Origin of the sequence: Oenococcus oeni, assembly GCF_020510245.1 — a bacterium.
Classification (GTDB): Bacteria; Bacillota; Bacilli; order Lactobacillales; family Lactobacillaceae; genus Oenococcus; species Oenococcus oeni.
Map to the genome: position 1 here is coordinate 188,390 of NZ_CP084701.1, position 15,213 is coordinate 203,602.

At 37.8% G+C, this 15,213-nt stretch carries 14 protein-coding genes; 12 read left to right on the forward strand and 2 right to left on the reverse strand.

The genetic code is table 11. The features are described 5' to 3' along the window. Window positions 1-2: 2 nt before the first annotated feature. Window positions 3-1,415 carry a 6-phospho-beta-glucosidase gene (locus J3U91_RS00990; RefSeq protein ID WP_002820159.1) on the reverse strand — a complete coding sequence of 471 codons (1,413 nt, stop codon included), beginning with the start codon at window positions 1,413-1,415 and terminating at the stop codon, window positions 3-5. A 284-nt stretch (window positions 1,416-1,699) separates the two neighbouring features. Here J3U91_RS00990 and J3U91_RS00995 point away from each other — a divergent pair, with 284 nt between their 5' ends. The 12 genes from J3U91_RS00995 (at window position 1,700) to J3U91_RS01050 (ending at window position 14,422) form a co-directional block, all read left to right on the forward strand. Beyond that, window positions 1,700-2,428: a MurR/RpiR family transcriptional regulator gene (locus J3U91_RS00995; protein ID WP_002820160.1), complete on the forward strand. Its 729-nt coding sequence runs from the start codon at window positions 1,700-1,702 to the stop codon at window positions 2,426-2,428. Between the two features lie 95 nt (window positions 2,429-2,523). After that, window positions 2,524-3,612, forward strand: coding sequence for a GntR family transcriptional regulator (locus J3U91_RS01000; RefSeq protein ID WP_002820161.1), 1,089 nt, complete (start codon window positions 2,524-2,526; stop codon window positions 3,610-3,612). 223 nt (window positions 3,613-3,835) lie between these two features. Then, window positions 3,836-5,434 carry a xylulokinase gene (locus tag J3U91_RS01005; protein WP_002820162.1) on the forward strand — a complete coding sequence of 533 codons (1,599 nt, stop codon included), beginning with the start codon at window positions 3,836-3,838 and terminating at the stop codon, window positions 5,432-5,434. Next, window positions 5,434-6,162, forward strand: coding sequence for an L-ribulose-5-phosphate 4-epimerase (locus tag J3U91_RS01010; protein WP_002820163.1), 729 nt, complete (start codon window positions 5,434-5,436; stop codon window positions 6,160-6,162). Before J3U91_RS01005 ends, J3U91_RS01010 begins: the two co-directional genes overlap by 1 nt. Before the next feature lie 32 nt (window positions 6,163-6,194). After that, window positions 6,195-7,619 carry an L-arabinose isomerase gene (gene araA / locus J3U91_RS01015; RefSeq protein WP_002820164.1) on the forward strand — a complete coding sequence of 475 codons (1,425 nt, stop codon included), beginning with the start codon at window positions 6,195-6,197 and terminating at the stop codon, window positions 7,617-7,619. A 52-nt stretch (window positions 7,620-7,671) separates the two neighbouring features. Further along, window positions 7,672-9,042: a sugar porter family MFS transporter gene (locus tag J3U91_RS01020; RefSeq protein ID WP_002820165.1), complete on the forward strand. Its 1,371-nt coding sequence runs from the start codon at window positions 7,672-7,674 to the stop codon at window positions 9,040-9,042. Window positions 9,043-9,183: 141 nt separating this feature from the next. Further along, on the forward strand, window positions 9,184-10,209 hold the full coding sequence (locus J3U91_RS01025) for an aldose epimerase family protein (RefSeq protein ID WP_002820167.1): 1,026 nt from the start codon (window positions 9,184-9,186) through the stop codon (window positions 10,207-10,209). A gap of 204 nt (window positions 10,210-10,413) precedes the next feature. After that, window positions 10,414-11,904, forward strand: coding sequence for a BglG family transcription antiterminator (locus J3U91_RS01030; protein WP_002820168.1), 1,491 nt, complete (start codon window positions 10,414-10,416; stop codon window positions 11,902-11,904). After that, entirely contained in the window at window positions 11,888-12,301 is a 414-nt protein-coding gene (locus J3U91_RS01035) for a PTS sugar transporter subunit IIA (RefSeq protein ID WP_002820169.1), read from the forward strand. Before J3U91_RS01030 ends, J3U91_RS01035 begins: the two co-directional genes overlap by 17 nt. Before the next feature lie 22 nt (window positions 12,302-12,323). Beyond that, window positions 12,324-12,785 (forward strand): PTS sugar transporter subunit IIA, encoded by a 462-nt coding sequence (locus J3U91_RS01040; RefSeq protein WP_002820171.1) that lies wholly within the window; start codon window positions 12,324-12,326, stop codon window positions 12,783-12,785. Further along, entirely contained in the window at window positions 12,785-14,122 is a 1,338-nt protein-coding gene (locus tag J3U91_RS01045) for a PTS galactitol transporter subunit IIC (RefSeq protein ID WP_002820173.1), read from the forward strand. Before J3U91_RS01040 ends, J3U91_RS01045 begins: the two co-directional genes overlap by 1 nt. A 15-nt stretch (window positions 14,123-14,137) precedes the next feature. Further along, a complete protein-coding gene (locus J3U91_RS01050) occupies window positions 14,138-14,422 on the forward strand; it encodes a PTS sugar transporter subunit IIB (RefSeq protein ID WP_002816915.1) in 285 nt (94 codons plus the stop codon). A gap of 152 nt (window positions 14,423-14,574) precedes the next feature. Here the strand turns inward: J3U91_RS01050 and J3U91_RS01055 are convergent, their stop codons facing one another. Beyond that, on the reverse strand, window positions 14,575-15,207 hold the full coding sequence (locus tag J3U91_RS01055) for an NAD(P)H-binding protein (protein WP_002820174.1): 633 nt from the start codon (window positions 15,205-15,207) through the stop codon (window positions 14,575-14,577). Between the last annotated feature and the right edge of the window lie 6 nt (window positions 15,208-15,213).

The following is a 15,213-nucleotide window of genomic DNA, read 5'->3' on the forward strand; positions in this document are numbered from 1 at the left end:
TATTAATCTAATTGACTGCCGTTTGACTGAATAACCTGTTGATACCAGAAAAAGGAATCCTTTTTCAGTCTTTTTAAGCTGCCTTTGCCCTGGTCGTCTTTATCGACATAGATAAAACCGTACCTTTTGGACATCTGTCCGGTTCCGGCGGAAACCAGATCGATACAACCCCAGGGCGTATAACCAATGACCTTAACCCCGTCTTCTTGAACCGCATCGATCATTGCCTGGATATGAGCTTTTAGATAAGCGATTCGATAAGGGTCATGGATCTGTTGGCTATTTTCGACTTTGTCATAGGCTCCCAGACCGTTTTCAACAATGAACAAGGGCTTGTGATAGTGGTCGGCCAGCCAGTTTAAAGAATACCTAAGTCCCAACGGATCGATCGGCCATCCCCAATCGCTTTTTTCAACATTTGGATTATCAACGGTCAGTTCCGGACCGATGAAATGAAAGCCCGGGTTGCTTTCTTTTGATTGAACGGTCATTGAATTGTAATAACTCAATCCAATATAGTCGACAGTTCCTTCTTTTAATACTATTCGGTCCTCGCTCGTGATATCCGGGCGAAAATTGTTTTGTTTCAAAAATACTTCCATGTTTTCCGGATATTTTCCCAGAGCGTGAATGTCGGAAAACCAGTAGCGCCTTTGCATTGCTTTTTCTGCTTGAAAGATATCAGCTGGTTTTGAGGAAGCCGGGTAAACTGGCGTCATGTTGATCATGCAGCCGATCTGAAAATTAGGATTAATACTGTGGCCAAGCTTGACGGCTAGAGCACTGGCAACCAATTCGTAATGAGCCGCCTGATACATTAAGCTTTCCGCATCACTTTGATCATTTTTTAATATCAAACCGGAATTAGTAGCCATTAAGAAGCGATTTGTATAATCGGTTTGGTTGTCGATCTCATTAAAAGTCATCCAGTAGCTAACTTTGTCTTTATAACGTTTAAAGACCGTCTTGGCAAAGCGAACAAAGAAATCGATTAGTTTTCGGTTACGCCAGCCGCCGTAGGCTTTAACCAAATGATAGGGCATTTCAAAATGTGAGAGGGTAATGACCGGTTCGATACCATACTTGTGGCATTCATCAAATAGCTGGTCGTAAAACTTCAAGCCGGCTTCGTTGGGTTGCTCTTCGTCTCCATTGGGAAAGATCCTCGTCCAGGCAATCGATGTTCGAAAACATTTAAAACCCATCTCGGCGAATAACTTGATATCTTCTTTATAGCGATGATAAAAGTCGATGGCCTCATGATTGGGGTAATACTTGCCTTTAACAATTCCATCGGTAATCTCCCGTGCTTTTCCATTGGCTCCGGCAGTCATAATGTCGGCTACACTGAGACCTTTGTTGTCTTGGTCCCAACCGCCCTCTAATTGATTGGCCGCTACGGCACCTCCCCACAAAAAATTTTTCGGAAAAAAAGTTTATTCAATATATATCTCCTCTTTTGAAATTAATAAATTACAAATTTTATGAAGATAACCCAAGTATTTCCTTTCCCACCTCTTTTCTCCCATGGGCCGAGATCCTCTCCCTTTCATTGAACATTATATAATGAAATCGCTAACATTAATTTCTTTAAGCCAAAGATGATTTAGGGCACATTATTGTAACTTGTTCCAAAATTAAAATTATGTAACAATTTAATTGTTTTTTAGTTTAATTGATGTCTCATTAAGAGAGCTTTATGTCACAAAGAAATATTTTTAATTTCACATCGACAGAAACAGATATCTACGATTTTTTGATGTCGCATAAAGATGAAGTCATTAAATCAAATCTTCGTAATCTAGCGAAAACGATTCACGTTTCTCCTGCTTCTGTTCTAAGATGCATTAAAAAAATGGGTTTTAATAGTTTTTATGAACTAAAATTTGATTTTAGAAACAAATTACAAGCAATTCAGGTGTATTGCCAGAGCGATCATTTAATCGATATTTCACGGGATTTTTTTAATCGTCCTTTATTGGATCAATATCAAAACACAATTACGGATATAAAAAATGTAATTGAAAACAGCAAAATGGTCTTCTTTTTCGGAATTGGAACTTCAGGAATATTGGCAGAATATGGATCGCGTCAATTTGCTAATTTTGGAATAAATTCTTTTTACAATAAGGATCCATACTATCCTTTTCAGTTAATTGAAAAGGATATTAGTTCCACAGTTATGATTGTGCTTTCGGTTAGTGGTGAAACACATGAGGTTATCAAACAGATTACTAGTTTAAAGAATTTAAAGTGCAAAATAATCAGTATCACCAATACAAGCTATAGTATGGTTGCAAAACTTTCTGATATTAATCTTTCTTATAATATCGGCGAGGAAGTGTTTCCTGATGAGATAAACGCAACATCGCAGATCCCGGTAATTTTTTTGCTTGAACTTCTAGCGAGGGAATTGAAGAAAAAGTAAGTTGCTTTTTTTTCAATTCTTTTTAAACCCATTTCAACAACGTTTAAATCGAAATGTAATTAGTATTTCCAACAGGTTGTAGAATAATAATTAATATGCCGGCTAATAAAGCAAAGTACAAAATAATCAAACAGCAGATCAAGAATAATATTCTGTCTGCGCGATACAAAATTGGTGACAGATTGCCAACGGAATCTGATTTTATGGCGGAATTCGATGTCAGTCGTTTTACTATTAGACGCGCAATCGATGAATTGGTTAACGAAAATTTTGTTCGCCGCGTTCAGGGTAATGGAATGTATATTAAAGATTGGCACAAAGTAAACAAGGCTGATGAGGACTTACGAACAATCGCCGTTATCACCACACATGTTGCTGATTATATTTTTCCAAATATTATTAATGCTATTGATGAAGTTATTTCTGATGCCGGATATTCATTAATTTTGGCTAATACGCATAATGATCCCAAGCGTGAAAGAGATAACCTGTTGAGATTGTTGAAACTAAAACCATCGGCTTGGATAATCGAGCCAACTCAAAGTGCTGTCAATCGAGAAAATCTCGATCTTTATCAACAAATAAAAAAACTTGATGTACCGGCTGTTTTTATCAATTCAAGTTATCCGGGAATCGGTTTTCTTTGTTTGAAAACGGACGATAGAGGAAGCCTTTTTGAATTAACCAATTATCTTTTTTCAATTGGTCATCGACGTATTATCGGCGTTTTTCAAATTGATGATATTCGAGGTGTTGAACGAATGAAAGGTTTTGCGGACGCTTATCTAGGACATCCTTATTTTTCTGATCGACAAACAACTATCATGTATAAATCAACAGATGATTATGACAAAATTTTTACTCGGATTACTAATTTTTACAAAAATCAAACTGTTGATAAGCCCGACGCAATTATTTGTTACAATGACCAACTCGCAATAGCTTTAATCGATAATCTTAAAGAACAAGGATGGAAAATACCGGAAGATATCTCAATTATTGGTTTTGACGATTACAATATCAGCCGTTATATAACGCCAACTTTAACAACCTTATCGCATCCTAAGTCTCAAATGGGGAGGGATGCTGGTAAGATGATTCTTAATTTAATCGATAATAAAGCGGTGAAATCGATTACCTATTATCCGGAATTAGTTTTGAGAAAATCAGTTATGCCAATTTAATAATTTATTTAAACGGTTTTATTAACTGTTTTTTTATTTTTACAAAAAATTCATACGTAAAACTAAATTAAGTAATTGATTTATATGTACGAATGTTTTATCGTTTCTTGTGTAAGCAATTACAAGAATGTGTTAAAAAGTGCTTACAAAAAATCTGCTCTAAATATTTTTTGATTTAGTCAAGCGTTTAGACTTCAGATTCTTATTAAAAAGGAGGCGGATTGTGAGCCGATTAGATAGTTTAAAGCAAGGACAGACAGCTCTTGGCGTTGAGTTTGGCTCAACCCGGATTAAATCTGTATTAATTGATGCAAATAACTTTGAGGTTTTGGCCTCCGGTAGCTTTGAATGGGATAACCAATTAGTTAATGGTATTTGGACTTATTCCTTGGATGATGTTTGGAAAGGGCTTCAAGCCAGTTATACCGATTTAAAAGCCGAAGTTAAAGATAAGTATGATTTTAAGCTTTCTAAAATTGGTCAGATCGGAATTTCGGCTATGATGCATGGCTATTTGGTTTTTGATCAAGCAGACAAACAACTGGCGGAATTTAGAACCTGGCGTAATGCGATTACCGAACAAGCTGCTGGAGAGTTGTCGAAACTATTTAATTTCAACATTCCACAACGCTGGTGTATTGCTCATCTTTATCAGGCAATTCTAAATCAAGAAAAAAGTGTTTCTCAAATTGATTTTATGACGACTTTAGCTGGATATGTCCACTGGCGATTGACCGGCGAGAAAGTTACCGGAATTGGGGACGCTTCTGGGATTTTCCCGATTGATTCAAACAGCAAAGATTATGATCAAAAAAAGCTTGATCAATTTTCTGATTTGGATGGAGTTGAAAAACAGCCTTGGGATATTAAACGAATTCTTCCCAAAGTTCTTTTGGCTGGACAAAATGCCGGTCAGCTGACCAAGGAAGGCAGCTTATTAATTGATCCAAGTGGCGATTTACAAGGGGGCTCTGTTTTCTGTCCTCCAGAGGGCGATGCTGGGACCGGGATGGTTGCGACTAATTCGGTTAATCAGCGCAGTGGCAATGTTTCAGCCGGAACTTCTATTTTTTCAATGGTTGTGCTCGAACATCCTTTAAAAAAGGTTTATCCGGAAGTTGATGTTGTTTCAACACCGACTGGGGATGATGTCGCGATGATTCATGCCAATAACGCGACTTCCGATATTAATGCCTGGATGCATTTATTTGAAGAGTTTTTGGTATTGGCCGGGAAAAAGCTCGATAAGGAGACAGTTTTCAGGTCTTTGTTTTTCAGCGCTCTAACAGATGCCGATGCCGATGCCGGCAATCTCTTGACTTATGGCTATTATTCCGGTGAGAACATTACCGGGCTTAAAGAGGGTCGTCCTTTATTAGTCCGCAGTCCTGAGAGTAAGTTTACTATTGCAAATCTGATGCGGGCACAAATTCTTTCGGTTTTCGGTGCTTTGAAAATAGGCATGGATATTCTCAAAAAAGAAGAAGTTAAAATTGATCGCTTAACCGGTCATGGTGGTTTGTTTAAAACGCCCAGAGTTGCTCAACAAATTTTGGCTGATGTTTTGGAAACACCGATTTCGGTAACGGAGAACGCGGCTGAAGGCGGCGCTTGGGGAATTGCGATTCTGGCTGCCTATGTCGATAAGGCTTCAGAGCTTTCCCTGGCAGAGTATTTGAAGAGCAAAGTCTTCTCGGCTTCTTCGACAATTACGATTGAACCCAATTATGATGATCTGCCTGGAACTCATAAGTTTATGGATCGTTATCAAAAGGGTTTGGATGTTGAACAAGCCGCAATAGAACATACGGAGGTTGATTGATGCTTGAAGATTTAAAAGAAAAGGTTTATGAAGCAAATATGTTGTTACCCAAGTATGATCTGGTCACTTTTACCTGGGGCAATGTCAGCCAAATTGATCGGGAATCAGGTTTATTTGTTATCAAACCATCCGGTGTCGATTATGACAAGCTAAGTCCAAAAGATATGGTTGTTGTTAATTTGAAAGGTCAGGTTGTAGAAGGAGATTTGAACCCCTCTTCCGATACACCTACTCACGCTTATTTGTATAGTGCTTTTCCTGAAATTGGTGGTATTGTGCATACTCATAGTCCATGGGCTGTCTCTTTTGCTCAGGCTGGTATGAGTATTCCGGCTCTTGGTACAACTCATGCTGACACTTTTTATGGTCCGGTGCCAGTAACACCTGCTTTAACTAAAGAAGAAATCGAAAATGATTATGAATTAAATACCGGTAAGGTAATCGAACGTAAATTTAAGAATGACAAGATTGATCCAATGGCAGTACCAGCCGTCTTGGTTCGCCAGCACGGTCCATTTTCCTGGGGGAAAGACGCTGCTGAAGCAGTTCATAATGCCAAAATACTCGAAGTCGTTGCCGAAATGGACTATCATTCTCTGACACTTACAAACGATGACATCAACGTTCCTCAGTTTCTTTTAGACAAGCATTATTACCGTAAGCATGGAACAAATGCCTATTATGGGCAAAATAATGCTAAATCAACCGGTCACGCTCCAAGAGCGTGAAGTTTTATCAATGATTAAGAAGGAAAAAATAAATGTTAAAAACTAATGATTATAAATTTTGGTTTGTTACCGGTTCACAATTTTTGTACGGTCCGGAACAATTACAGCACGTTGAAGATGATGCACGCGATATTGTTGAAAAATTAAATAATTCGGGTAAACTACCATATCCAATTGAATTCAAATTAGTGGCTACCACGGCCGATAATATTACCAAATTTATGAAGGATGCTAATTATGATGACTCTGTCGCTGGGGTAATTACTTGGATGCACACTTTTTCGCCCGCTAAGAACTGGATTCGTGGGACTGAATTGTTGCAGAAACCTTTGCTACATTTGGCAACCCAATATTTGGATCATATTCCGTATGACACGATTGATTTCGATTATATGAATTTGAATCAATCAGCTCATGGCGATCGTGAATATGCGTTTATCAATGCCCGTCTGCGCTTGCATAATAAGATTATTTTTGGACACTGGGCCGATGAAGGCATCCAAAAACAGATTTCTAAATGGATGGATACTGCGGTTGCTTATAACGAGAGCTACAAGATCAAGGTTGTAACATTTGCAGATAAAATGCGCAATGTTGCAGTCACTGATGGTGATAAAATCGAAGCTCAAATTCAATTGGGATGGACAGTCGATTATTGGGGCGTTGGCGATTTGGTTGAATATGTCAATGCTGTTGATGAAACAAAAATTGACAAAGTTTATGCAGAATTGCAGGATAAATACAATTTTATTTCTGGAGACAATTCACCTGAAAAATTTGAACATAATGTTAAATATCAAATTCGTGAATATCTTGCAATTAAAAAGTTCATGGATGAAAAAGGCTATTCTGCTTTTACCACCAATTTCGAAGATTTGGTTGGTTTGGAACAATTGCCAGGTTTGGCTGTTCAAATGTTGATGGCCGAAGGATACGGATTTGCTGGTGAAGGTGATTGGAAGACGGCTGCTCTTGATCGTTTGCTCAAAATTTTGAGTCATAATGAAGCCACCGCTTTTATGGAAGATTATACCTTGGATTTCCGTTCTGGACATCAGGCAATCCTAGGTTCGCATATGTTGGAAGTCGACCCAACAATCGCTTCCGATAAACCACGTGTTGAAGTTCATCCGCTTGATATTGGTGGAAAAGCTGATCCAGCCCGTTTGGTATTCACTGGTCGTAGTGGGGATGCTGTAGATGTTACTCTAGCTGATTTTGGTGATAAGTTCAAACTAATCAGTTATGACGTAACAGGTAATAAACCTGAGAAAGAGACACCACATTTGCCGGTTGCTAAGCAACTTTGGACACCGAAGGTTGGTTTAAAGAATGGTGCCGAGGCTTGGCTAACTGCTGGTGGTGGCCATCATACTGTTTTGACTTTCGCTGTTGACAGCGAACAACTGACTGACTTAAGTAGAATGTTCGATTTGACCTATATAAATATTAAATAGATTTTTTCTTTATTTTATTCCCGCAAATTAAAAGTTAAGAAAGGATTGGGTCATGAATGAAGAAAAAATTTCAAGTCGTTTTATCTATTTCTTTGGAGCGTTCGGAGGCATTTTATTTGGTTACGATATCGGTGTGATGACCGGTGCTTTACCATTCTTGGAAAAGGACTGGAATTTATACAATAGTGCCGGTATCGTTGGCTGGATTACCTCGGCTGTCATGTTTGGAGCCATTTTCGGAGGAGCCTTGGCAGGACAATTGGCTGATCGTTTGGGTCGCCGGAAAATGATTCTAATTTCCGCAATAATTTTTGCAGTATTTTCAGTACTATCTGCAATTGCTCCTAATAATGGTTCTTACTACCTTATTATTATGAGAATTTTTTTGGGTCTGGCAGTTGGAGCCGCCTCTGCTTTGGTTCCGGCATATATTTCTGAATTAGCGCCTGCGGCAATTCGCGGTAGGCTCTCTGGACTGGATCAAACAATGATTGTTTCTGGTATGCTGATTTCTTATATCGTCGACTATATTCTTAAAGGGCTTCCAAATCAGATTGCATGGCGTCTAATGCTTGGATTCGCTTGCATACCTGCGATCATTCTTTATTTAGGAGTTATGAAGTTACCAGAATCTCCTCGTTATTTGATTAAGAATGGCCGCCCTGATGAAGCCCGAAAAGTTATGAGTTATGTTCGTTCTTCTGAAGGAGAAATTAATAACGAAATTAATCAGATCAAAGAAACCGCTCATAAAGAGCAAGAAGCTCAAAAGACATCATGGAGCGCATTGTTCAGTGGAAAGTATCGTTACTTAGTAATTGCTGGCGTTGGTGTTGCAGCCTTTCAACAATTTCAGGGTGCTAACGCGATTTTCTATTACATCCCGTTGATTGTTCAAAAAGCAACCGGTCAGGCAGCTACTTCCGCATTAATGTGGCCTATTATACAAGGAGTTATTTTAGTTATCGGTTCGCTTGTATTTATGTGGATTGCTGAAAAATTCAATCGTCGTACATTACTAATGTTTGCTGGTACGATTATGGGATTATCTTTCATTTTGCCTGCAATCATCAGGTGGATAGATCCTCATGCAAGCCAAATGATGATCGTTGTTTTCCTCTGTATATATGTAGCTTTTTATTCGGCAACTTGGGCTCCATTGACCTGGGTATTGGTTGGTGAAATATTCCCATTAGCCATTCGTGGTAGGGCAGCCGGCTTGGCTTCTTCTTTTAATTGGATTGGATCTTGGGCAGTTGGACTTTTATTCCCAATTATGACGGTTTCCATGTCTCAAGAAGTAGTTTTTGCGATTTTTGGAGTCATCTGTTTATTCGGTGCCTTGTTCGTTAAGACTTGTGTCCCCGAAACTCGTGGCCATTCATTGGAAGAAATAGAATCAAGATATTCTAAAGCAAAATAAGATTATGCAGCTCAAATATTCATGTTATTCCGTATAAATTGATTTTATTGTTTATACGGTTTTTTGTAGGCGGGCTTCATCCACCAAGGAAGCCTGCCTACTTCCCCTTGTTCTATTTCAATCATTCAAAGGAGTTCACTAATGCGTACACTAGAAACAGATTTCGGCCAATACAAAAAACAAAGAGTCGTCAAATATACTTTAGAGAACCAGTCCGGCACCAGGATCAGTGTTTTAAACTTCGCCGGTATCTGGCAGGAGTTTTCGGTTTTAGAAAAAGGACAAAGAAGACAACTATTGTTACAGGGCGACAGGATTAAAGACTATATAAATAACGACTTGTATTTAAACCGGGTGATTGCCCGCACGGCCGGCAGAATCGATCAGGCTCGTTTTGTTTTAAAGCAAAAGCTGATCCAAACGCTGCCAAACGAAGAGGCTAATTCCCTGCATGGCGGTCCAAAAGGTTTTGCTCAGCAGTTCTTTAACGTAACCGTCAATCAAGAGCAGGGACAGATTATCTTAAAAAAGACTTTAAGCGAAACGGATGATTCCTTTCCTGGTACTTTAGAATTAACAGTCAGCTATACCTTAACGGAAAACAACCAGGTCATAGTCAGCTTTTTAGGCCGTCAGTCCAAAGCCGACGGTGTCTTCAACCCGACTCTGCATGCCTACTTTAATCTGGGCCAGTCCGATGATATCTTGGATCACAGTCTCTTGATCAACAGCCAAAAGCACCTGCAGTTGAATGCTGCCAAGATTCCGACCGGGCGCTTAGTTGATAACCAGGGTCCCTTTGACCTGGCCCAACACCCGAACTTAAAAGCACCCTTAGCCCGGTTAAAAAAGACCAGTAAAGAACAGGGCTTTGACGATGTCTTTGTGATTAATTGTCCCCACACCGGACCGATTGCCAGACTGAAAGATCTAAACAGCAATTACGAACTGACGATCACTTCCGACCGGAATGCTTTAGTCGTCTATACGGCCAACCAAATGGCATCTAACCTGCATTTGAACCATTCGGCTAAACCTTGGTCCGCTGTGGCCCTAGAAGCCCAGACTCTCCCCAACAGCGAGAACCTGACCTCTTTAGGCAATGTAACTTTGCTTAAAGACAGTTATCGAAAGGAAAGCATTAGCTACCAGTTTCTAAGGGGATAGAACCGGGAAAAAGGGTATTTAAAGAATTGAAGATAATTAAACGCTTTACAGATTACGATCTGTAAAGTTTTTTTATTTGAAACTTATATATAATCGATTAAATTATTTTCAATTATTTTGGGTGACAATGTCTCTTGTAGAGGACATTAGAAAATGTAAACCCTTACTAGATAAGGATTATTATTTTATTGGGAGGTAGTTAATGTGCAGTTAACAAAAAATCAACAAGCTATTATTAATCTTTTGTTGCAGTCACGTGACTACGTTTCCGCTGATCAAGTTTCTAAGAAACTTGGTTTCTCCACCAAAACTATTTTAAGAAATGTTAAATCGATTAATGCTCAGTCGAATAAGAAAAACTTGATTATCTCCGAAAGAGGAAAGGGCCTAAAGCTGGATTATTCGAGTTACATTTTAGATCGAAATAACCAGGATACCGATTTATCAAAAGACTCTATTGTCGAGCGTCGGAATAATGTTTTGTTAGAAATATTATTCAGATCACCTTATTTTATTGATCTGGATAAAACTTATGACAAATATTACGTTAGCAAATCGGTTATTGAAACAGATATTAAGGCAATAAAAGAATTATTGATAACTTATGATGTTAATCTTCAACGCGAAGGGTATCATGTTTCCGTCTATGGCAATGAACGCAATATTCGTCAGGCTTTAAATTCAACGATTATTAAGTTAAATTTAATGAATTCTGATAACATTCAGGAATTAAGCACTGATTTTCCTGGTCTTGATTCAAATGATGAAGAATTTTTAGTTTCTAGAATTGAATTTATCGAACGTCGATTGAATATCGCTATACCATATCCTTACAATATTAATCTTTTCTCACATATGTATATTATGATGAATCGATTTAAACAAGGGGCGGTCAAAAATTCAACCAGTAAATCATTGACCGAACAGCAAGAAAAAATAAAAGAAAAATATCAAAATATTTATCGTGTTACTTCGCAGGTTATAGATGATATTTCAAATTATTTGCACATTCGGGTTCCTCTGGGAGAGGAATTTAACCTACTGCAATATTTGGTTTCTGTTCATTATGATCGAGATGTTATTTTCAATGGACAGACGCCCAAAATTGTTGAAAAAATTGTTTCCTACTCACTCGATTATTTTTCTATCGACAAGAGAACGAAAGCCGCAGTTTTATTAGCAGAAGATCTGACTAATCACATTAAACCAATGATGAATCGCCTGAATAGCGGCATTGTGGTGGCCAATCGATTATTAAGTGATATTCAGGTCACTTATCCAAACATTTTTGATAAAGTTAGAATACTTTTTCAAAAAATCAGTCGCAAATTCAAAATTCCGGATGTCCCGAATGACGAAATTGGTTTTATCACTTTATACTTTGCAAAATATAAAGAGCAGGTTATTCGCAGGAAAAAGGTTTTGATTATGTGTACAAGTGGTTTTGGAACTGCACAACTTCTAAATACAAAAATCAGCAAAGTTTTTCCGGAATTACAAATTGTGGATGTTATTGGCACTTCCGAGTTGAACAGTAAATTAAAAGATAACCCAGACATCGATATGATTATTTCGACAGTTAACGTTAAAAAAACTTCTAAGAAAATTATTTTAGTCAGCGCTTTATTTAATTCACAAGATCGTGATCGGATTGAAAGAGAATTAGAAAAACAGAGCAATGAAAATACTATTTAGAGAATTAAATTCCGTTGATAAAATTACTTCGATTAAAGAGCTGTCATCGCTGCTGTCTGAAAATAGGCTGTTAAAAGAAAAACAGGATTTTTTAAGGTTGATTTATGAGAGAGAAAAACAAGGTAATACGCTTATCGCTCCGCGGATTGCCATGCCGCATGCTGAAGGTATTTCCGTTAGAAAAACCAGTATTGCAATCGGCAAGTCGACAAAATTAATCAATTGGAACAATAATCAATTTGTTGAAATGATCCTACTTGTCGCAATCAATCCGGCAGACGAAATCAATAATGAGAAATTAATTCGAATAATAAGAGAATTAGGCAAGGAAGAAAAAACAGTTCATTTGATTGATTCTACGAAAACTAATATTTTGAGGGAGCTTCAAAAAATTTGAAAAAAAGGGGGGACAGGACAAAATGTATTTTGACAAAAGGGTGATCTTATTTGATCAAGTTTTTCCCAATCAAATTAGCGTTTTAAAAACTCTAACACGTTTTTTAGAAGAAAAAAATTGTGTCAAAAGTAGTTACCAGCAGGCGATTATAAATCGCGAATCTCAGTTTCCAACCGGGCTCAATACCACGACTGTTGGGGTTGCTATTCCGCACACTGACGCTAAGTATGTTAATGAAACACAAATTGCTTTTATGTCTTTATCTAAACCGGTTGAATTCAAACAAATGGGGGACAACGCAAAAGTCGAAGCAAAATTCATTTTCATGTTGGCCCTGGATAATCCACATAAACAACCACAAATGTTACAAAGGTTGATGGCTCTTTTTCAAAATGAAAAAGCAATGAAAAAACTGGAAACAATTAAAGACGAAAAGGATTTTATCGAAATTATGAAAAAAGAGGGTATTGAGGAGGGACAATAATGGCTATTCTACAATGGTTTGTTAATACCGGAGCAAGTGTAATGTTACCTGTATTATTGTTTATTTTTGCTTTGGTATTGGGAATTAAGCCAGGGAGGGCATTCAAATCCGGTTTGACTGTCGGTGTTGGTTTTGTTGGTTTGAACCTGGTGATCAATTTGTTAACAGAAAATCTGGGGCCAGCTGCACAAGCAATGGTTAAGAATTTCGGTTTGAATTTGCATTCAATCGATATTGGTTGGCCGGCAGCATCGGCGATTGCTTATGGAACAGTTCTTGGCAGCATCGCAATCCCAGTCGGAATAATTGTCAACGTAATTTTGTTATTTGTTGGATTGACAAAAATTTTAAACGTCGATATTTGGAATTATTGGCATATTGCTTTCACGGGATCTTTGGTTTATGTTGCAACAAATGATTTTGCTTTAGGTATATTAACAATGATTGTTCATTCGATGTTGATTTACTTAATGGGAGATATGGTTGCGCCACTTGTCCAGAAACATTATGGGCTACCAGGGATAACTTTCACTCAAGGAGCTTCCCTGCCCGGTTTCGCACTTGCCTTACCTCTAAATTGGATTTTTGATCGTATTCCTGGTATTAGCAAGATTAAATTAACTCCGGAAACGATTCAAAAACGAATGGGCGTCTTTGGGGATTCAACGGTTATTGGTCTTGTTATTGGTCTTGTTATTGGTTTTTTGGCCAAATATTCGTTGGCAAAAACGCTTCAGCTTGGAATTAACACGGCCGCTGTTTTAGTAGTAATGCCAAGGATGGTTTCTCTGTTAATGGAGGGCCTAACCCCAATTTCTGAGGGAGCCAACGAGTTTGTTAAAAAACGCTTTCCTGGACGTCAGTTATTTATCGGAATGGATTCTGCTTTAGCTGTTGGCCAAGAAGCTGTTCTTTCTGCTTCCTTGATCTTGGTCCCTGTGACGATTTTCTTATCAGTAATTTTACCGGGAAACAGTGTGCTTCCTTTTGGCGATTTGGCTACGATTCCATTTATGATTGCGATCATGGCGGCTGTTTTTCGTGGAGACATTTTCAGAACGATTATCGGCGGAATCGTTGACATCGCAATTAGTCTATATATTGCCAGTTGGGTAGCCCCGATGTTAACTCAAGCTGCGAAACTTGCCAAATTCAACATGCATGGTAATAGTTCTATCTCGGTTCTTTCGGATGGCGGTTCATGGACAACACTTTTAATCGTCGGATTGGGTAAGACGATGACTTGGACTGGAATTTCATTAATCGGTATTGCAGTGCTAGCAATCATGATTTGGCAGAATAAATTTCGCAAACCAAAAATTGAAAAAAACGTTTAAGACAGGAGCAAGAAAATGAAAACATTAATGATTGTTTGTGGAACAGGTATTGCAACTTCTACTATTGCAACCGGCAAAATTAAGAGCTGGCTTGATAAAGACGGATTTGCAAATCAAGTAACGATGTACCAAAGCAAGATATCCGATGTAATCAATAGTATTGACGATTATGATGCCGTTGTCAGCACGACAATTGTGCCTGAAAATATCAAGAACAAAGTCATCAACGGTGTTCCGTTATTGACCGGTATTGGTGTTGATCAAGTATATAAGGAAATTAAGGATAAATTGGCTTTATAAATAAAATTAGGAATTCTACATCGAATTTTAATTGTTTAAATAAAAAACGTCTATTTAAAAATGGACGTTTTTTATATGTATAAATTGAAAATTTTTATTTTTTCTTTAACGAAATTATCATTTGAAAAAGTAATACGAAAACATTGTTGCCTTTATCTTCTCTTTGTATAAATCGACTGACCGCCATCAATTATTTTGCTGATTTCTTTGGCTAGAGTCACTCGCTTAATTGGCAGATAACCAATAATTACTTTATTTAAAAGTGGTATATGGGTGAGAATTCTCAGTGGCAGGGTAATCACGATCGAAGAAGTTTTTACCGAATCAAAGACGAGTCCGGGATAGACGATTAAATTATTCTTGTTTTGTCTTTTAGTTATTTTTTCGGCCAAGTATTTGGCTTCCATATATTTTCTAAAAATAAAAGGACCTTTATTGGCAGATATAAATAAGAACCTATTTTCGCTTTTATTGTTTTTCAAAAAATCAGTTATTTCGCGAACCGGCTGAACAATAAAACGATCATAAGTAATATTTTTTTTTGGATTTTCAAACAAAATGCCAACAGAATCGATTATCCAATCCGCATCTTTGACGTATTTTTGCCACTCATGGTCATTTAAAATATCGGAGCTAACCCAGGTGATCTTATCGGCCCATTTTTCTGTCAAGCTATCGGGCCGGCCATGTCTTGAAACACTGATAATATCGTGGCCCCTTTTCACTAAAATTTCCAGTAATTTTTGACCGATGAACCCGCTGCCACCAAAAACAACAATTTTCATTTTCAT